The organism is Blautia sp. AF19-1 (assembly GCF_003479155.1).
Lineage (GTDB): Bacteria > Bacillota > Clostridia > Lachnospirales > Lachnospiraceae > Fusicatenibacter > Fusicatenibacter saccharivorans.
Window position 1 is genome coordinate 465 of record NZ_QUGQ01000033.1, and the last position, 18,150, is coordinate 18,614.

At 46.1% G+C, this 18,150-nt stretch carries 21 protein-coding genes and 1 pseudogene; 1 reads left to right on the forward strand and 21 read right to left on the reverse strand.

All coding sequences use genetic code 11. From position 1 onward, the window contains the following. The first annotated feature begins 93 nt into the window (after nucleotides 1-93). Nucleotides 94-900: a helix-turn-helix domain-containing protein gene (locus DWX26_RS15800; protein ID WP_005924756.1), complete on the forward strand. Its 807-nt coding sequence runs from the start codon at nucleotides 94-96 to the stop codon at nucleotides 898-900. A 61-nt stretch (nucleotides 901-961) separates the two neighbouring features. Here DWX26_RS15800 and DWX26_RS15805 read toward each other — a convergent pair whose 3' ends face one another. From DWX26_RS15805 to DWX26_RS15905, 21 genes and pseudogenes are all read right to left on the reverse strand, one after another. Then, nucleotides 962-1,924, reverse strand: coding sequence for a DUF3658 domain-containing protein (locus DWX26_RS15805; RefSeq protein ID WP_005927687.1), 963 nt, complete (start codon nucleotides 1,922-1,924; stop codon nucleotides 962-964). A 29-nt stretch (nucleotides 1,925-1,953) separates the two neighbouring features. Beyond that, complete coding sequence (locus DWX26_RS15810) at nucleotides 1,954-2,331, reverse strand: TnpV protein (protein ID WP_005927690.1); 378 nt, start codon at nucleotides 2,329-2,331, stop codon at nucleotides 1,954-1,956. Further along, nucleotides 2,291-2,563 carry a helix-turn-helix domain-containing protein gene (locus DWX26_RS15815; protein WP_002593556.1) on the reverse strand — a complete coding sequence of 91 codons (273 nt, stop codon included), beginning with the start codon at nucleotides 2,561-2,563 and terminating at the stop codon, nucleotides 2,291-2,293. Before DWX26_RS15815 ends, DWX26_RS15810 begins: the two co-directional genes overlap by 41 nt. Nucleotides 2,564-2,762: 199 nt before the next feature. Continuing rightward, a pseudogene (locus tag DWX26_RS17965) lies at nucleotides 2,763-2,825 on the reverse strand (Maff2 family mobile element protein); the annotation flags it as partial. A gap of 21 nt (nucleotides 2,826-2,846) precedes the next feature. Next, on the reverse strand, nucleotides 2,847-4,457 hold the full coding sequence (locus tag DWX26_RS15820) for a recombinase family protein (RefSeq protein WP_098924870.1): 1,611 nt from the start codon (nucleotides 4,455-4,457) through the stop codon (nucleotides 2,847-2,849). 111 nt (nucleotides 4,458-4,568) lie between these two features. Then, nucleotides 4,569-4,757 (reverse strand): transposon-encoded TnpW family protein, encoded by a 189-nt coding sequence (locus DWX26_RS15825; protein WP_002569233.1) that lies wholly within the window; start codon nucleotides 4,755-4,757, stop codon nucleotides 4,569-4,571. Then, the gene (locus tag DWX26_RS15830; RefSeq protein ID WP_098924872.1) at nucleotides 4,754-5,611 is read right to left on the reverse strand and encodes an ATP-binding protein; all 858 of its coding nucleotides are present in this window, start codon (nucleotides 5,609-5,611) and stop codon (nucleotides 4,754-4,756) included. Before DWX26_RS15830 ends, DWX26_RS15825 begins: the two co-directional genes overlap by 4 nt. Continuing rightward, complete coding sequence (locus DWX26_RS15835) at nucleotides 5,608-6,351, reverse strand: phage replisome organizer N-terminal domain-containing protein (RefSeq protein WP_109215853.1); 744 nt, start codon at nucleotides 6,349-6,351, stop codon at nucleotides 5,608-5,610. Before DWX26_RS15835 ends, DWX26_RS15830 begins: the two co-directional genes overlap by 4 nt. Continuing rightward, complete coding sequence (locus tag DWX26_RS15840) at nucleotides 6,341-6,553, reverse strand: hypothetical protein (protein ID WP_005927784.1); 213 nt, start codon at nucleotides 6,551-6,553, stop codon at nucleotides 6,341-6,343. The genes DWX26_RS15835 and DWX26_RS15840 overlap by 11 nt, the downstream gene beginning before the upstream one ends. Nucleotides 6,554-6,737: 184 nt before the next feature. Next, nucleotides 6,738-8,360, reverse strand: a complete 1,623-nt coding sequence (locus tag DWX26_RS15850) for a relaxase/mobilization nuclease domain-containing protein (protein ID WP_109215852.1) — start codon at nucleotides 8,358-8,360, stop codon at nucleotides 6,738-6,740. Continuing rightward, nucleotides 8,332-8,727 (reverse strand): plasmid mobilization protein, encoded by a 396-nt coding sequence (locus DWX26_RS15855; protein ID WP_109215851.1) that lies wholly within the window; start codon nucleotides 8,725-8,727, stop codon nucleotides 8,332-8,334. The genes DWX26_RS15850 and DWX26_RS15855 overlap by 29 nt, the downstream gene beginning before the upstream one ends. 420 nt (nucleotides 8,728-9,147) lie before the next feature. Beyond that, on the reverse strand, nucleotides 9,148-9,567 hold the full coding sequence (locus tag DWX26_RS15860) for a winged helix-turn-helix domain-containing protein (protein WP_173900609.1): 420 nt from the start codon (nucleotides 9,565-9,567) through the stop codon (nucleotides 9,148-9,150). Nucleotides 9,568-9,773: 206 nt separating this feature from the next. After that, nucleotides 9,774-11,936: a HelD family protein gene (locus tag DWX26_RS15865; protein WP_109215850.1), complete on the reverse strand. Its 2,163-nt coding sequence runs from the start codon at nucleotides 11,934-11,936 to the stop codon at nucleotides 9,774-9,776. 694 nt (nucleotides 11,937-12,630) lie between these two features. Then, on the reverse strand, nucleotides 12,631-13,005 hold the full coding sequence (locus tag DWX26_RS15870) for a hypothetical protein (RefSeq protein WP_071144610.1): 375 nt from the start codon (nucleotides 13,003-13,005) through the stop codon (nucleotides 12,631-12,633). A gap of 139 nt (nucleotides 13,006-13,144) precedes the next feature. Further along, a complete protein-coding gene (locus tag DWX26_RS15875; protein WP_118601759.1) occupies nucleotides 13,145-13,285 on the reverse strand; it encodes a Maff2 family mobile element protein in 141 nt (46 codons plus the stop codon). A 209-nt stretch (nucleotides 13,286-13,494) separates the two neighbouring features. After that, entirely contained in the window at nucleotides 13,495-13,707 is a 213-nt protein-coding gene (locus DWX26_RS15880; RefSeq protein WP_117524149.1) for a condensin complex subunit 2, read from the reverse strand. Next, nucleotides 13,700-15,487, reverse strand: a complete 1,788-nt coding sequence (locus DWX26_RS15885) for a VirD4-like conjugal transfer protein, CD1115 family (protein ID WP_005928544.1) — start codon at nucleotides 15,485-15,487, stop codon at nucleotides 13,700-13,702. The genes DWX26_RS15880 and DWX26_RS15885 overlap by 8 nt, the downstream gene beginning before the upstream one ends. Continuing rightward, nucleotides 15,484-15,960 carry a PcfB family protein gene (locus DWX26_RS15890; RefSeq protein ID WP_005928540.1) on the reverse strand — a complete coding sequence of 159 codons (477 nt, stop codon included), beginning with the start codon at nucleotides 15,958-15,960 and terminating at the stop codon, nucleotides 15,484-15,486. Before DWX26_RS15890 ends, DWX26_RS15885 begins: the two co-directional genes overlap by 4 nt. Before the next feature lie 97 nt (nucleotides 15,961-16,057). After that, nucleotides 16,058-16,276, reverse strand: coding sequence for a DUF5348 domain-containing protein (locus DWX26_RS15895; RefSeq protein ID WP_005422968.1), 219 nt, complete (start codon nucleotides 16,274-16,276; stop codon nucleotides 16,058-16,060). 23 nt (nucleotides 16,277-16,299) lie between these two features. Then, nucleotides 16,300-17,283, reverse strand: a complete 984-nt coding sequence (locus DWX26_RS15900; RefSeq protein WP_117524151.1) for a DUF6017 domain-containing protein — start codon at nucleotides 17,281-17,283, stop codon at nucleotides 16,300-16,302. A 210-nt stretch (nucleotides 17,284-17,493) separates the two neighbouring features. Then, complete coding sequence (locus DWX26_RS15905) at nucleotides 17,494-17,856, reverse strand: hypothetical protein (protein ID WP_117524153.1); 363 nt, start codon at nucleotides 17,854-17,856, stop codon at nucleotides 17,494-17,496. Nucleotides 17,857-18,150: the final 294 nt, after the last annotated feature.

The window sequence follows — 18,150 nt, forward strand, 5'->3', positions numbered from 1 at the left end:
AGGGTAAAAATCAGAAATTTCCACGATTACGGAAAGTGTGATATAATCCAGATAAGCGGCAGCAATGAAACCGTTGGAAAGGAGCGTGTGCCCATGAAAGGAGCAACAAGCATACAGGAACGCCTTTGGGAACTCCGCAAGGACAAAGGCTTAAATCTGGAAGAACTATCAAAACTAACGGGTATTTCTAAATCAGCCCTTGGCAGTTATGAAAAAGAAGATTTTAAGGAAATCAATCATGGCAACCTTATCACGCTGGCAGACTTCTATGGGGTTTCCGTCGATTATCTGCTGTGCCGGACAGAGAACAGGGAGCAGATCAACACGCCACTGACGGAGCTGCATTTGAACGATGAAATGGTTGCACTTCTGAAAAGCGGTCGGATCAACAACCGTCTGCTCTGCGAACTTGCCACCCATAAGGACTTTATCAAGTTTCTTGCGGACATTGAGATTTATGTGGATGGGATTGCCACCATGCAGATTCAAAACCTCAACACCCTTGTCGATACTGTCCGACATGAAATCATAGAACGGTATCGCCCTGGCGAAGATGACCCCCATTTGAAAGTGCTGCAAGCCGCCCATATCAGTGATGATGAATATTTCAGCCACATGGTTCTGGATGACCTAAACCTGATTATCCGGGATATTCGGGAAACCCATAAAAAGGATAGTGAGAGTGCGCCCCAGACCACTGTTGCCAATGAACTGAAAGAAAATCTGGAAGCGGTCGAAAATTTCAAGGGCAGCCGTTTGGAAAAACTGGCAGTGCTTTACTGCAAGCAGCTCGGTATCAACTATAAAAATCTGTCAGATGAAGAATTTCGCTGGCTTATTCGGATTCTCCAAAAATCAAAGAAAACGGGAACGCCTATCAACCAGAGGAAAAAACGGTAAAGGAAAACCGCTGTTGCATGGTTTGTTGGATTCCATGTAGCAGCGGTTTGTGCTGTGGTTATTACTTCATTCGTTTTCTTAATATTCGGCGATAATTTGTTTCTCCCTTTGGTGCGTCCTGTATAATTTCCAACACACCATCTTCAAGCATTTTATCAATGCGATTGGAAATCCATACATCACTAATTCCAAGTTGATATTTTCCTAAAACATTACCTATGACAATAGCCATTTTGAATTGCTCTGGCTGTTCCGCAATTTCACGAAGAATGAAACTATCATATATATCTTCTGAAACGCTTTGCAATTTACCATTTAACATTGCACGCAAAGGTGCATTTTCATTTTGAAGTTGATTCCATTTCATAGCACAAGCTGAAAGAAATACAGGATTAGCTTTCTCTTGTAGAGTTATATAGTTTCCCCATTCGCCAGGAGAGACCTCGCCCCATGCTATTTTGGATGTCATAGTATTTTCTTTTCCATATTCCCATGTAGGTAACTTAACCAAATAAATTGTTGTCTGGCAGTTTAAGGGTTGAAGTTGTTTCATAAGCCAATACATACCACAAAGCTCATCTGGATTATAGCTATACCAAATGCGAATTTCTTCCCCAGCTACATATCGTTCAATCACTGAGGTCAATGTAGTTTTAATTTTCTGTATTTTTTCTTCAACCTGATAATCTAAATCCTCTACAAAGCAGACAGACAGCATTTTCTTGAAAACATTTTTCCGCTGTTCGCCAATTCCATTATCAGAAATATCTCCCACACTAAGAGCCATATCAAAACAATAAACATCACAGCTCTTGCCTCCCAATGGAATAGCATTCTCCCAAGCAATGCGTTCTTGTTCCTGTGCTTGAAGCTGTGCTTTTTTCATTTCATCTGAAGATGGAACACTCCCGTCTTCATGCCTCATAAATATTGAAACAGCACTTCCTCTATACTTTCCCTTGCCGTAAGTTTGGGCAATTTTCAAACTTCCACAGGCACTTTCACCAAATACAATTTCAATCATCTTATATACCTCCGATTTAATTGCTCCCGTTATGAATAAATCATCTCATGCAAAACAATTTCTTCTGCCCGGTTATGAATGTTATTGCAACGCTGCACCCATTCCATTTGGTGGGTACGCTTCAATTCCTCGGTTACGCCCTCGGCAGTTTTCATCTGCTCCATGATGGTGTCTAACCGTTCCTGTGCCTGTTCGTTCAGGTCTGCAAGATATGTCCACAATTCCCCGGTCAGTATCAATGTATTCAATCTGGCTGGGTGGACTTCCCTTAAATATTCCCGGTGCATCCGTCCGTACTTTCCGATAGGGCGGTGTTCCTCCGGCAGTTTCAAGTCCGGGATGTAATAATCTCCGACAAGGATATAATCAATTCCGTTTTCCGTTATTCTTGGTTTCAATTCGCTCATGTTCCTTACCTCCTGTGGAAGCAGGCTCGTCTGGTACTAACTCAATCACATCGGTAATCTCACAATTCAGCGTTTCGCAGATACGGGCTAATGTATCCATGCTGATGTGCTTTCCCTCTTTGCTCATGTTGGCAATCATATTTGTTGTCATACCAGCGGCAAGCCTTAAATCCTCTTTTCTCATATCACGCTCTAACAGTGTGTGCCAGAGTGGCTTATAGCTGATGTGCATATTGTTTTCCTGCCTTTCTATCTATACCACCGGGGCGGCTGCCCCGGCAGGAACTTTTCTCTTATTATAGCACCAATCTTGTGAAATCACAATTTATTCTTGTAGCCTGCCGCTGATACCGTCTGGATTGTGCTTTTCCTTTCGTTTTTTGTTCCAACTAATTAGCCATGAACTGTTTCATGCCCTGGCTTTTTGCTCAAGTGAGATAAAGAAGTAAAAGAAGTGTAAAAAATTTTGCCGTTCCTATCCGGCACTTGCGCATTGTGTCGGATAGGTCGGGCGGTTATTCGGGCAAGTCCACCTTGCCAACAAAAGAATAATAAATCTCAATGTCCTGTCTGCGGGTCTTGTTCTCGTCATAGCTGCACTCATGCACAACGATTTTCTCTACAAACTCCCGCAGCAGAGTAGGGGTAAGTTCTTCAAAGCTGGTATGCCGCCGGACAACATTCATAAACTTTTCTGCGTTCACGGTGGCTTCCTGTGCTTTGGAAAGCTCCGCTTGGATAGCGGCGGCTCTTTCTTTCAGCTCCCGTTGTTCTGCTTCATAGTCTGCCGACAGCTCTGTGAAACGCTCGTCTGATATGCGCCCGGTCACGCTGTCCTCATACAGCCGCTTGAAGATAGCGGATAACTCGGCTATGCGTTTCTCGGCGGCTTCCAGTTCCTTTTTCTTGGCGGCGTTCCTGCGCTTGCCCCCGTCCTCGTTCTGCTCAATCAAGAGCTTCATAAACCGGGCTTCATGCTTTGCCGCATAGCTTGTCACTTTCCGCAGATTGGAGAGTACACCAGCGGTCAAGAGGTCGGTGCGGATAAAGTGCGCCGTACAGTCATGGGTGCGCTTCTTGTAGTTGCCGCAGATATAACAGTCCTGCTTGCGCTTGTCCGTCTGGTATCGCTGCTGATACATCACGCTGCCGCAGTCCGCACAGAACAGTATGCCGGAGAACAAACCCACTTCATCATAGCGGTTGGGGCGTTTGCGCTGTTTGCGAAGCTCCTGCACCCGTTCCCATGTTTGGGTGTCTATGATAGGCTCGTGGTGGTTCTCGAAAATCACTTGCTTTTCCAGGGGATTTTCTACACTGTGCTTGACTTTGTAAGAAAGTTTTTCTGTCTTGAAATTTACCAGACAGCCTGTGTATTCCCGGTTTTCAAGGATATGCACTACGGTATTAGTCGCCCACTTGCACTCATAGCCGGGGTGGTAGCGGCGGGTGCTGCCCGTCCTGCGGTATTCCAGCGTCCCCGGCGTGGGGATTTGCTGCTCTGTGAGCATACGGGCTATCTTAGTCGGACCATTCCCAGCAAGGCAGAGGTTGTATATCTGCTTGACTACGGGTGCAGCTTCCTCGTCAATAATAAAATTTTCGTCCTCGTCCATGAGGTAGCCATACACAGGCTTGCTTGTGATGGGCTTGCCACTCATACCTTTTGAGCGTTTTACTGCTTTGATTTTCTTGCTCGTATCTCTCACCAGCCATTCGTTAAATATATTCCGCAACGGGGCAAAGTCATTGTCGCCCTGTGCGCTGTCCACTCCGTCATTGATAGCGATGAAGCGGACACCTTTCTGTGGGAAAATCATTTCTGTGTACATTCCCACTTGCAGGTAGTTTCGCCCTAACCTCGACATATCCTTTACGATAACTGTCCCGACTTTTCCGGCTTCAATGTCCGCAAGCATGGCTTGAAAACCGGGTCTTTGAAAGTTCGCACCAGAATAACCGTCGTCCGTGTACCAGCGCAGATTGGAAAAGCCGTTCTGCTTTGCATAGGTTTCAAGGATACGCTTCTGATTGGAAATGGAATTGCTCTCGCCTTGCAGCTCGTCCTCATGGGAAAGTCTTGGGTAAAGGGCGGTAATTGGTTGTTGGTTGGTCTGTCTTAACATAAAATCCTCCGTTTCCGACAGCCAGCCCCACTATTCCGTACCTTGATTGTACCACATGGGGCGGCTGTCTGTATAGCGGCAAAAGCGTCAAATCTGCTTCTTTATGGTCGGTCAAATCGCCGTTTTTTGTGTAGCAGCTTCCGCTTCCAGCACTTTCATCATCTTGTCGGCTGCGGTGTCGGTTGCGCCCTGCTTGAAGAAGCCGGAAACGGTAAGGACGGAGTTGCCCATGCGGATTTCCGTTACACAGTCCGGGCGGCGGTCTGTTTTGGTGGTGCTTGTCTGTTTCGTTTCTGTCATAGGCTCTCCTTTCGCTGCTTCATCAGCTGCTTTAAGCGTTCCAGCTTTTCCTGTGCGGTTTCCTTTCGGAAGTTGCTGCCCGTGAAGCGGACAGGGGCGCACATGGAAGTCAGCCTGTCATAGATACGGGCGTGGGGTGTGTCCTGCGGGTGCTGCAATTCCTCCAGCGTGAGGTTGGTCGTGGCGATCAGCGGCTTGCCGCTTCGGTAACGGCTGTCAATCACGCTGTAAACCTGTTCCAGCCCGTATTCTGTCCCTCGCTCCATACCGAAATCATCAAGTATCAGCAGGGGGTAGCTGCAAAGGCGGGAAATATATTCGTTCCTGCCCTCAAAGCTGGCAGCAAGGTCATTGAGTATCGTTGCAAAGTTTGTCATGCGAACGGCAACCTCTTTTTCCATAAGGGCGTTGGCGATACAGGCGGCAAGGTAGCTTTTTCCTGTCCCCACGCCTCCCCAAAACAGGTAGCCGATATTTTCAGCCTGCATGGTTTCCCAGCTCTCCACATAAAAGCGGGCGGTTTCGGTCTGTGGGTTTCTGCCGTTGTCATGCTCAAATGTCCAGTTCCGCATAGCGGGGTCGGCAAAGCCCCGGCGTTTCAAGTCCTCCACTGTTTCAAGGTGCTTCTGTCGGCTTTCGGCGGCTTGCTGCTTTTCACGGGCTGCCCGCTGGCAGTCGCAGTCTGTTGGGTGTCGGTCATGCCCTAACCATTGGGCGGTTTCTTTTGAAAAGTAGGCTTCTTTGGGCGTATGGCACTTGCCGCAGTATAAAAGCCCGTCCTCGCCTGTGTAGTCCTCCGCTTCGGCGGTAGTGGTTGTAATATCCGTAATCATAGCTTCAATCTCGTTTTTCATAAGCTCTCGCCCTCCTTACATGAATAATCGGGTATGCCCTGTTTCGGGGCAGCCTTGCCTTTGGCAGCGTCCTCCTGCGCCCACTTGTAAATGGTGGCTGCATGGCTCTGGTACTGCTTCCCGGTGGAAGCGATATGGCAGGAAAGCCGGTCAATATAATACTCCCACTTGTCGGGCAGCTCTGTTTTCAGCCCGGAAAGCTCTGTATCGGTCAGTATCACATTGTTGTATCTGCCATAAGCGGCGGGGGCGGGGTGTCCCGTTTCTCCCTCTCTCTCTTTTTCTATCTCTTTCTCTAACTCTATCTCTATCTCTGGTGGACGAATGTCGGACAAATGTCCGCCTTTTGTCCGGGGCGGTAAAAGTGCCTTGTTTTCCAGCCTTGCAGCCCGTTTTCTCTCGGCTTCGGTAGAGGACTGTCCTATCATCAGCTCAATATCGGTCATATAAAAAGCCCCGCTGTCAAGCTGCTCCACAAGCCCCAACTGCCGGAAAATCTCTAAAGCCCTTTCAACCGTCCCTATCTGGTGGCGGGTCAGTGTCGCTATCATCTGCGCTGTGTAGGGGATATGCTCGTCAAGCTGCAACTTCCCGCCGTTTTTCAGAGATTTTAAGTACAGCTTCAAGAGGATATTGGAATATAAAATCCCGTCTTTCATATCTTCCAGCAGCACAATGGAGTCGCTGTCAAAAAAATTCTCTTTCAGCTTGAGGTAGTAATACTTGCGGTTATCTGCCATTGTCCCTGTCCTCCTTTTTCCGGCGTTTGGAGTAGTAGCGGGGGCAAAGTATGATAACCGCCCGGAAGCTCTGCTTACAGCTATGGGTACAGCCCCGGCAGAGGTCGTTGTATGTGATACGGTCGCAGGTGGTATTCCCGACTTTTACTTGCCGCAGGAAAAAAGACCATTCCAGCCGCCGTTTCTTGCTCATTCTTGGCATGGGTGCGCTCCTTTCTGCCGTTTCCGCTGGTGTGGCGGTATCGACGGTAATTCTGTATCATCTCGGTATCATTTTCGGGGTTTTTCTGCCCTGTAAGCCCGTTAAAAAATCCTTTGGTATTGCGGGTAGAGTACGGGGCAGCCCCCTTGTTCTGTATGGGTTCGGGTACATTTTGGGGTGGTTTTTATCGTTCCTGTTCCTGCCTTTTCACAGGCTTGCGCTCCCGGCGTAAAATCTGGTCGATATTGCCCTTGACAGTCTGTAAGCGGCGGTATTCCTCCCGTTTTGCCCGGTAATCGTTGTAGCCGCTGTTTTTCTCTTTGATAAGGGCTTCAATCTCTGCTTGCAGGGCTTTATAGCTCGGCAGCTTGGAAATGCCGTTCTCCTTGAAATAACGGGCGGCTGCGTCTGCTATGATAAAGTCGCTTTCGTGCTTCTGTCGGTAGGCTGCTTTTGCTTTGGCGTTTTTCTGCTGTTTCAGCCCGTCCCGGACAGGGCGGGTCTTGGAATAGGCAAGCACCTGCCGTTGCAGCTCCTTTTTCCCGTTCAGCGTCTTTTCCACCTGCTTCAGCTCTGTAAGGCTTTCCTGCATGGCGGCATAAGCGGCAGAACAGGCTTCGTCCAGTTCCTCCGGGGAAGAAAAGCCGTACTGTTGATAGGCGGTAACAGTAGCTGCCATTTGCTTTAGGTTGTGCTTTGCCGCCCAGCGGTCATAGCCCACGCCCTTGCCCTCGGCTCGCTTGGCTTCCCGGTCAACCATGCGCTGCAAGGTGTTGTCTGCCGGGGTGGTTTTTGCGGCTTTTTCCTCCCGCAAGCGTCCCTTTTGGGTGTGGGGGTATTCGGGTATGGCTTTGGTCTGTTCGGCGGCTCTGTGGGCGTTCTGCGTGAGCAGGGCAAGGACAGCAGCCTTGTCAAAATCGTCCCCCAGCTTCCGGGCTGTGATAGGCTTTGTCCTGTCCGGCGTGAGGTAGGAAAGCCGCCCCCGGCTCTCCTTGACAGTTACGCCCTCCCGCAGCAAAAGGGAAGAAAACTCGTCAAAGCTGCCAGCTTGGGAAAGTGCCTGCCGTATCGTCCGGCGCAGCTTCGCCTTGTCCGTTTCAAACTTGGTGGGCTTGGTCGGCTGTCCTGCGGCTTCTCTGACAGCGTTCTCTTTATCAAGGGCAAGCTGCCCTTTCTTTGCCGCCCAGTATTCCCGTTCCGTTATCCGTTCCTTGCTGCCGTTCAAGAGGTCGATTTGGTAAAGCCCCTCCCGGTGGCACATCTCCATGACTTCACTCTTGAAATATTCCATAGCGGCGTTGGTGCAGCGGTGCTTGCAGCCCGCCCGTGTGTCGGCTGGTCTGTCCATGTAGGGCAGAAGCGGGACTTCGTAAATCCGCAGGGAGTTGATGACGATATGCACATGGATATTGCCGCTGTGGTTATGCCCGTCCGGGTGGGTGCATACAAGGGCTTGGTGTCCGGGGAAATGCTCTTTGCAGAACTGCTCGCCCAGCTCCTGCGCCCGGTCTACGGTCAAGCCGTTGTCTGTCCCGTCCCGTGGGTCAAAACTGATGATATAGTGGTGGCTTTTCACATCTTCCCGTTTTTGGTTTTTCTCATAGCGGAGATTGGCTCGCATACAGGCAACGGCGAAATCCTCGCCCCCGCAGTTGAGGGAAGAAATGCGGTAATCCTCCCTCGGTATCAGCCGCCCGTTTTCATCAAGGGTGGGCTTCATGGTAAACTCGTCATGCTCAAATGTGAGGTAGGCTTCCGCTGCGCCATAGTCGGCATTTTTAGAGCTGATATGTTTGAATGTTGCCAACAGCGTCACCCACTTTCTGCAAGACTTCAAACTTTAGGGCAGCAAGGTCGGAAATCGCCGCCCGTACCTCCCCGGCAAGCTGCGGGTAGGGGCTGTGCCACTCATTCAGCGTCCGGGCTATCTGGTTTAAGTTGCCGCCGATCCTGCCGTATTCGGCGGTCAGCTTCCCGACAGCGGCAAGCAGCTCGTCATTGACGGGGGAAACGGTTATGATGGGGCGTATGGCTGCCCCGGTTATGGCTTGCCGGATAAACTCGGCTTGGCTCATGTGGTAAGCAGAAAGCCTTTCCGCAAACTCGGCGTATTCTTCCTCGGTCATGCGTGTCTTGACTACCCGGCTGCGGTGCGGTGTGTTGTATCTTTTCATGGTCGGCAGACCTCCTTTCTGTGCGTGGTGTTCTCTCACTAATAGGAGAAAAACAGGGGGTAAAACGGAACTGTTTTTGAAAAAATCCGAAAAAATATTTTGAGGGATTTTTAAGCGGCGCAAGCCGCATAAGCAGGGTTTGGGGAAGGCACTCCCCAACAAGATTCCCGCAGGGGCAAAATGAGCGAAAAGCGAATTTTGGCACCTCGGTAGAATCTTGCTCTAAGAAAACGGCGAAACTCCCCCTTTACTCCTTACTACGCAGAGAAATGCAAATATGGCAAAGTTTTGAAAAACTTTTTGATAAAACTTTTCGACAAAGCTGGAAAATCAGCGCGGTTTTTGGTGCAAAAAAACAGGAAACCTTTTCTGATTTCCTGTCATGGTATGCCGCTGTAACGGGCGGCGGTTATTCTGTTGTCATTCCCCGGAAGCAAACTTGTAGCCCATACCTAAAACGGTTTTTATGTAAATGGGCTTGCGGCTGTCCGACTCTATTTTTTTCCGCAGGTTGTAAATCACATTTGCAACGCTTGACTGGCAGCTTTCACTTTCCATGTTCCAAACGGCTTCAAATATTTGTGTCCGTGTGAGGACAATGCCGGGGTTGGAAGCAAGATATACAAGGGTACTGTATTCAAGGCGGGTAAGGCTTACTTCCTCCCCGTCTTGAAATACCTGGCGTTGGTTCTGCTTTATTTCCAGTCCCGGAAAAGATAACACGGAAGCGGTTGTGATCTGCATGGGTTCAATCTGTATATAATCAGATATTGCCGATATGATTTTGTCAATCGCTGTTTCCTCTTGTTCGTTAAGTGTCAGCAGTAGTAATTTCCCCATGTTCATTACCTCTTTTATCCGTTGAATTTAAACTATATTTTTCTGTCGTGTTTTTGACAGTAAGCAACAAATATATATGATAGAGAGCGTAATGTCAATTTAATGCCATTAAAAGAGAAAGATGGTCTGTCTAATTATTATCATTTTGTTCATATGCACTTACGCTGCGTTTGGCATTTAGGCAATTCAATATATTGTAAATTTATCTATATCAGCGGGCTAACCTCATTTTCACAAAATAAGCTAAGTTTGTGAAGCGCTCTTGTGCAGGCAACATATAAGAGGTTTTTATCATCTTCATCATGGTAGTTTTGGCTATCTGCATCACAAATTAAGACAGTATCAAATTCTAATCCCTTTGACATATATACTGGTAAGATAAACACGCCTTGTAAATCTGATACGCTCCCATTTTTAATTAATTGAATATCAAGTTTGTGTTTAATTTTATTAAATAGATAGGTTGAATTTTTTTCGGTTTTACAAATTAAGCATATCGACTGAAACCCTTTCTCTTGGCATAATTTTATTTCCTTAACAATTTCATCAATGAAGATTTCGGAATTATCAGCAATATATACTTTTGGGCTATCGCCATTCCGATTAAAACTTTTTATCTGTGAACTTTGTTCAATGAACTTTAAACTAAAATTTAAAATTTCATTCGTACAACGGAAACTTTTATCCAACATAATAAGAGAAGATTTTTTCTTGTTCAATATTTTTTGAATTTGTTCGTAGAAAGAAATATCTTCTTTTTTGGCAAGAGTCTGTTTCATATCTCCTAAAATAGTAAATTTGGCATTAGAAAAAAGAAAATTAAATATTTCATATTGGAGAGGGTAGTAGTCCTGTGCTTCATCAATGACTACCTGCTTAATATTTTTATATTTATTTGTTCCGTATATTTTTAAATACAAATAAGCGATTGCTATTGCGTCATCATAATACAAGCTGTCTGCTTCCAAATTTTCCTTAGTATATTTCCAAATATTTTTTATGTTTTGTGACGGATTGCTATTTTGCAGCAGGCTATAAAAATAGGCTTCATTGCTAAATAATATTTTATATAATTCAACAATGTCAATTTTTATAAATTTCTGTATTTCCTGCTTGATTAGATTTTTTTCTTCTTTATGCCCCCGCCCTTTTCCTGTTCCAAATATTTGTTCTAAAATATAATCTTCTAATTGTTCTAATTTTATGCCTAATGGTGTTTCTGGTCTTCCTAATATCTTGTCTTTTAGAATTTGCCCGCTTACAACGCATTTTCCCTCATAATAAACATCTTCAAATTCTATCCACTGGCGGGGTATATCAATGAGAAATTGGTCTAAAATTTCCCTAAAAAAACTTGACGTTTTAAATTCTATACTATTTCTTGAAATTTCCTTGTATTTTGAATTGACAATCAAGTTTTCTAAAAAATCATTTCTTGACTGAATTTTCCTGCCATTTAATAACTCACTAAGTATATCTTCAAACACGGAAGAAATAACATTATCTTCTCCCAATTCGGGCAATACATTTGAAATATATTGCTCAAATATAGAATTTGGGGAAATAATCATAATGTTATTTGCGGACAGCTTTGTTTGTAAACCTTGATACATAAGATAAGCAGCCCGGTGGAGAGCAATAGAGGTTTTTCCACTTCCCGCTACACCCTGTACCATTAGCAGGTCATTTTCCATATCTCTAATAACCACGTCCTGTTCATGCTGAATTGTTTCAACAATAGCTTTCATTTTAGCAGTAGTGTTTTGTGACAGTAATTGCCTTAAAAATTCATCAACAATCTGAACATCTGAATCAAAAAAATATTCCAGTGTTCCGTTTTTTATTTCATATTGGCGTTTCAAATTGAGTTCGCCTGTTACTCGTCCACATGGAGCGTCATAAAACGCTTCGCCTGTCATAAAACGATAGAAAACACTGGCAATCGGCGATCTCCAATCATAAACATACATCTCTTGATAGCTGTTTTTTCGTAGAGAAGAACGTCCAATGTATATTTTTTCAAATTCGTCCTCATCATCAAATTTAAAATCAATTCGGGCAAAATAGGGCGATTTTATCATCTTTTCTAACAGAAGTATTTTATGTTCTTCTTCTTCATAATCTATAATTTTGTCTGTAACAGGATTGATATATTGGCTTAATTCAACAAGTGCCTCGAAACCGTCTGATGTGTACAGTGATGTAATGCCGTGTTCTGTATTTTCACGCACATCTTTTTTGGCTTCGATAATTTCTGATTTTTTTTTGTCTGCCGCTTCTTTTGCCTGCTTTAATTGTTCCTCGGCTAAAGAGATTGTTTGTGCTAATCTTTTTTCTTCAAACGCTTTTTCTGTCTGATTATTCCCCATAATGATTATGACCTCCTTGAAAAATGAAAGAAAGTTTTACTGAAACATTGCTAGGCTAGTTTAGCATGTGTCAGCTTATATAAACAGTCTTGTATTCATAAAATTTGTATGGTATTATTACAGTGGGAGGAATTATGTTAGATATTTGATTTCTGCAAGCATATCAATTCTAATACGGGTAATTTAAACAATAAACAAATTGGGACAAAGAGTTATACCATTATGTCCCAATTTGTTATTACTCCATATCTTCAGCAGACAGAAACACAAGCCCGGCAAATTCTTCCTCAATCAGTTTCTTCAACTTTTCCGCTGTGCTCTATGCAGGTTCCCTTATCTCCATTCCAACCTATAATCTCTTTCTGTAAAAGCAAATCTTGTTCTGTGAAAAAATGATTTGGATTCCGTAGTAGTCGGCATTGTGCGTAATGTGTATAACTGGCTGTATCATGGAATTGTGGGTAACTCTGTTTGCAGGACGTGGGAAAGCTGCACTTTAGCTTTTCCATGTGCTGTGAATAGAGTTATCCATGATTCCATAGCCAGTTATGCACATTTCCATAATGCTTGTCTTTTGGTCTTTATCAAAATGAGCATATTGGTTATTAAGAAAAGCCCTGCATATTATCATATACAGAGCCATTCTAATCTTTTTACCCTCTACATAGAGCGTTTTCTTTCTGCAAAATTCATTTTACAGAATGATACCCGCTTTTTTTGCAAAATAGCCTTTTCTCCCGGTAAGTTCCGACTGTTTTTCCTTTGGCAGATTATTGAATAAATCCTCATAAAGAATATCGTCTAACTGCATTTCCCTAGCAAGTAAAAACACATTTAGACTAAGCCATTCCTCCCAAAGCCCTTCAAATAAACTATGGCTGTCTGTATAGGTGTCAAGTTCTTCAAAGCCATATGACGGTGTATAGCACTGCAATTTAACAAAACCGTACCTACCAACATCAACCACTAAAATATCTTCATCTTCCATTTCGTACAGTTCCGCAAACGCACCAATTACTTTGTAGCACATTTCCCGTTCTTTCTCTGTGATATATACTGTTTTTTCCATGCTCATTTACCTCTATCCTTTCAAATCGTGGAATACGGTTTTCAGTTTTCTTCTACTTCTAAACCACATATTTGAAATGCCACATACGCCATTTTATACGGAATAGAGGTTGGCTGTCTGCATTTATCGGTGTGTTACTTTATGGCACATGAGCATTCGCGCCCGGATTGTCGTTTCCGTAGCCCTCCAAGAGGTTGATAACGCCCCAAATGCCAAGACCTGCTCCGAGAGCGATAACGAGTGTCTGCAAAACGCCTACTGCGCTGTTGAAAAATGCCATAATATAACTCCTTTCTGCCGCTGTGCGGCTGCCCGAAAAAGGGCATAAAAAACGGCGGTCAGTTTTCGATAACTGCCGCGGTCATAAGTCCCCGCGCTGCGTTTGTTGCTGCTGCGCGGCGGTATTCAGTTGTAGGGTGCGGCTTCCTGCCGCGATACGCGCAAGGAGTAGGGGCGCGTACCATGTAGCCCGTGTTTATTATTTTTACTTTAAGCTCCCTCCTTTTCAAAAAGCGGTGTGTAGACAGGCTTAATGCCGTACTGCCGTTCCCGGACAGCTTCGATATACTTGATATAGGAAATACCTGCCTGTCTTGTCCTGCGTTCCTGTTCCCGCTGCATTTCCTCGGCAGCTTCCACAAGCCCGCTGATAGCCCGGATTAGCTGCTGTTTTGCCTTTTTCTTTCTGATACGCTTATTCATTTTCTGTGTCCTCCTGCAAATCTGCTTCGTCAACTTCGTAATAGTCAAATACCTCGTCCGGCTTTACGATTGCAGGACGGCGGCGCAAGTGCTTTTCCATGTCAAAGGCATTTTTCTTGTCAAAGTCGGAAAGGTACTTGTACTTCGGGTGTTTGGTAATATCGTATTTTTCGGAGAAGAACGGACGCACCCCGCGTAGTTGCAAGATACATTTCCCGCCGTCCATGACCGCAATTTCATCTTCGCTCATAAGCTGCTTGCCTAACTTCTGATAGTTCAGCCCGTGGGAAAGCTCCCGTCCTCTTGTTTCGGAAGTGTTGAAGCTGTCAATGGTTTCTTTCCCCAAGATTTCCGACATTTCTTTAAGGGTCGTTTTCTCCTTGCCGCCCAAGAACAGGGTCGTATCGCAGTTGCCGACAATGGTATCGGCGTTGTCCTTGTAGATAGCCTTTAGCTGCGACTGGCTCTGCAAGATGATGGACGCGGAGATTTCGCGGCTCCTTATCGTGGCAATGAGTTTTTCAAACTTCGGTATCTGCCCGATATTTGCAAACTCGTCAAGCAGACAGCGCACATGAACAGGTAGCCGCCCGCCGTACACATCATCTGCCTTGTCACAAAGCAGATTGAAAAGCTGTGTGTAAAGGATTGATACAACAAAGTTAAAGGTGTCGTCGGTGTCGGAGATAATAACAAAAAGCGCGGTCTTTCGGTCGCCTAAGGTGTCAAGCTCCATTTCGTCGGTTTCCATCAGCTCGCGCAGTTCCCGAATGTCAAAGGGGGCAAGACGCGCACCGCAGGAAATGAGGATAGAGCTTCTTGTTTTTCCGGCAGACAGCAAAAACTTCTTGTACTGGCGCACCGCAAAATGTTCCGGGTCTTTTTCCTCCAAGCGTTCAAACATGAGGTCAACGGGGGATTGAAATTCCGGGTCGTCCTCGCGGGCTTCCGACGCATTTATCATTTCAAGCAGCGTCGTAAAGTTTTTCTCATTCTCCGGGGCTTCGTACCAGATGTAGCCGATAAGGGCGCAGTAAAAAAGCCGTTCCGATTTCACCCAAAAATCCTCGCCGGATTTTTCCCCGTCGCCTTTGGTGTTGGCGATAATGGTATTTACCAGTTTCAAAATATCCTTTTCGCTGCGCAGATAGGCGAAGGGATTGTACCGCATGGATTTCTTGAAATTGATGGTGTTTAGCACCTTGATTTTGTACCCGCCCCGCTGCAAGAGCTTTCCACACTCGATTAAAACCGTTCCTTTCGGGTCTGTGACAACATAGCTGCTGTGCATTTGCATTAAGTTGGGCTTTACAAAAAACCTTGTTTTGCCGCTGCCGGAGCCGCCGATGACAAGCACGTTTTTGTTTCTTGCATACTTCGGGTGCTTCGGGCGGCTGCTCATCATCAGCCTTTCGGTCTGCGTCAGCAGCACGTTATTTTCAAACATGGGGTCGATATATGGCTTTATATCCTCGGCATTGCCCCAACGTGCAGAGCCGTACTCCATGCCCTTACGGTATTTCTTTGCGTTCTTGCCTTTCACATAGACCGCAAGCCGGATAACGACAGCCCCGACAATGCCGATAAGCAAATCCATAGGGTTAAAACTCGGCAGGGCATTTGAAAAGGCAGCGGAAAAGCCGCTGCCAATGGAAACCAGCTTGCCGGAGAGGTCAGCCCCCGGCGAGAGCCGCACCGCCTGTCCGACTTTATCAAAGAGATACACAAAGAGCAGATAGGGGGCGTTTAGGATAAGCAGCTTCTTGATATTCGGCTTCATAGCGATACCTCCCTGTCCTTGTATTTTGTCTTTTGACGGTTCGCGTTAAGCTGCTTTGCTGCTTCCCGGAATGTGGCAAGTGCCTTTCGGATAGAGGGCTTTTGCTCCTGTGTCAGCTTCTTTGCGGAAAACTCCTTAAAGGCTGCGGTCAGAGCGTCCGCGTCCCGCCCCTTGAAAAAGACGAGATAACGGGGCGGCGTTTCGGTGCTGTCTTTCTTTAGGGCAAAGTCGATACCGTATTTTTTTGCCGTCTGCTCAAAGGCTTTGATATTGCCCTCGGTTATCTCAATGTTGGATAGCCCCGCGTTCTGCTTCGCAAGCTGCTTTAGGGTCTGCTTCCCGTGGGGCTGTTTTTCCTGCTGCTTTTTTGCCTGTGCAAGCATGGCTTTGATTGCCTTTTGCAGCGTTTCAGCGGTCAGCTTCGCTCCCTTGACAGAGAGCGCAACCACTTTTTCGTTGATTTCATCTTGCAATGTTTACCGTCCTCCTTTCCCGGTAGTAGTGATAGTGTTAAGGTGGTACGCCGCTTTTGGGCGTGAAAAAAGGGCGTCCGTTCTTCACGCCGCCCCGTTAAATCCGCACCCGCAGCCCGTTCAAGTCCTCGGCGCGGATACCTACAAGATACCAGTTGTCCCCGTACTCAATCCGGGTCGGCTTCCATTTGCCGCCTGTGAATACGTCCATGCACTCGCCGCAATGCAAGCCGCCGTAATAGTCGGCAATATCAAAGCGAATATCGTAGCGGTCAGCGGTTTCGTCAAAAATTAAAGCTCCTGTTTTCTGTGCCATGTGGTAAATCCTCCTTTTTTCGTTTACAGGCTTTCGCCCTCGTTGTAGGTGTAGTAGTCCGGGTCGCCGTATTTAGGCTTGCCGGATAATGCGCCGCTTGCCATGTCGTGAGCGACAAGGGAAGTATAGTAGCTGTCAATGGTAGACGGGGCATTGAAAAGCACCGCCTTTAGGTACTGCTTGATGTTGCGGATTTTCGTGGTGTTCTCCTGCATACAGTCAAGCACAAAGCGGATATGTTCGCTGTTCAGCTTCATAAACTTTGACTTCACAAGCTCGGCGGGGTAATCGTCCCCGGCAATACGGATTTTCTTTCTTGCCGTACAGACGGTTTCAAGCATGAGGTCAACAATTTCATTCAGACGGTCGCGGTCAAGGCTTCTGTCCTGTAAGAGAATGTCATAGGCGATATTGTCTTTGATAATTTCCTCATACACTCTGTAAGCGTCGTTCCTTTCCGTTCTTTTCCGTTCCGGCGGCTGTGCCGTTTCGTCCTCGCCATAAGGCAAGGGATTTAGGGAATGGATAGGAATGGAATGGGTACTTGATAAATCCGTATTTGATTTTTCTTTTTTTGGTAAGTTAGTTCTTTGTATATCTTTATTTAATTGCGTTGGATTTTCCAACGTAGGTTTTTCCTGCGTAGGTTTTTCCAACGTTGGATTATCCAATGTTGGATTTTCCAATGTAGGTAAATCCGATACAGGCGGGGTCTGCGGCTGCTCAAAGATTACATAGTCTGTGCCGCGCAAGCGTCCTTTCTCGTCGCGCTCCCTTGAACGGACGATATACCCGGCGCGTTCCAGTTCCTTAACGGCTTCCCGGATAGCGTCGATTTTCTCCCGGTTGATAAAGGACAGCCCCGCAAGGGTATAGTCCCAATCCTCCGGCAAGGACAGCATTTGCGATAACAGCCCTTTTGCCTTTAGGGATAGCTCCTTATTGCGTAAGTGGTGGTTGCTCATAACCGTATAGCCCTTGTTGCGCTCCACTCTGAAAACTGCCATAGCTTCATCACTCCTTTGCTGCATACCTGTTACGCAATAGAAACGCGATTTTGAGGGTTTAGGTATCAATCCCTTATCCGCTGAAAACCGCGCCCGCAAAGCCGCATAAATCAAGGGCTTTTTCCTGCCTACTGCGTAACAAAGGGCATGAAAAAAGCGGCGTTCCTGTTCTTCCTTGTGGGAAGTGAGAAACGCCGCCTGTGCGGTGCGTTATTCTGCTTCTTCGGCTATGAGGTCTTGTATGACTTCGCCAAAGTCTGCCGTAAAGGAAAAAATGAAGTATTCCAAAACGGCGGGGTCTGCGTCCATAGGCTCGGCTTCTTCGGAAAAGGGCAAGCCCATAAGCCCATAGAGCATTTTTATGATTTTGAACAGCTTCCCCCGGTCGGCGGGGGTGTTCATGGTAACAAGTACGTCGGTCAAGCGGTTTACGGTTTCCATGTCGCCGCCTGTCGTTACCCATACCATTTCTGCGAATGACTGCGTGATTGCCCCGGCGACAAGGTTTACCTTATCCTTGCTGATTTCGCCGGACGGGAGTATAATACCCTTGTCTAAAAGTACGTTTTTCATGTCGTCCTCCTATAATCTGTGGTGCCAAAATGGTGCCCGGTCTTACAAAATCATCTTATACGGAGATACGGCAAGATAAATGACGATACGCGGAAAACCTTGATTTTAAGCCATTTTCGCAAGGTTTTATAAACACTTGCGCGGGCTTATAAGAAGATTTCCGTCTATCAAATCAATAAAAAAACAGAATCGGATCCGGATTCATATGACGAAGATCACCTGAAATATAAAATGAAATATGAATGAAAAGTCTAATCCCCCAGCTATGCTGGGGAGAATAGAGTAGTCGGAAGT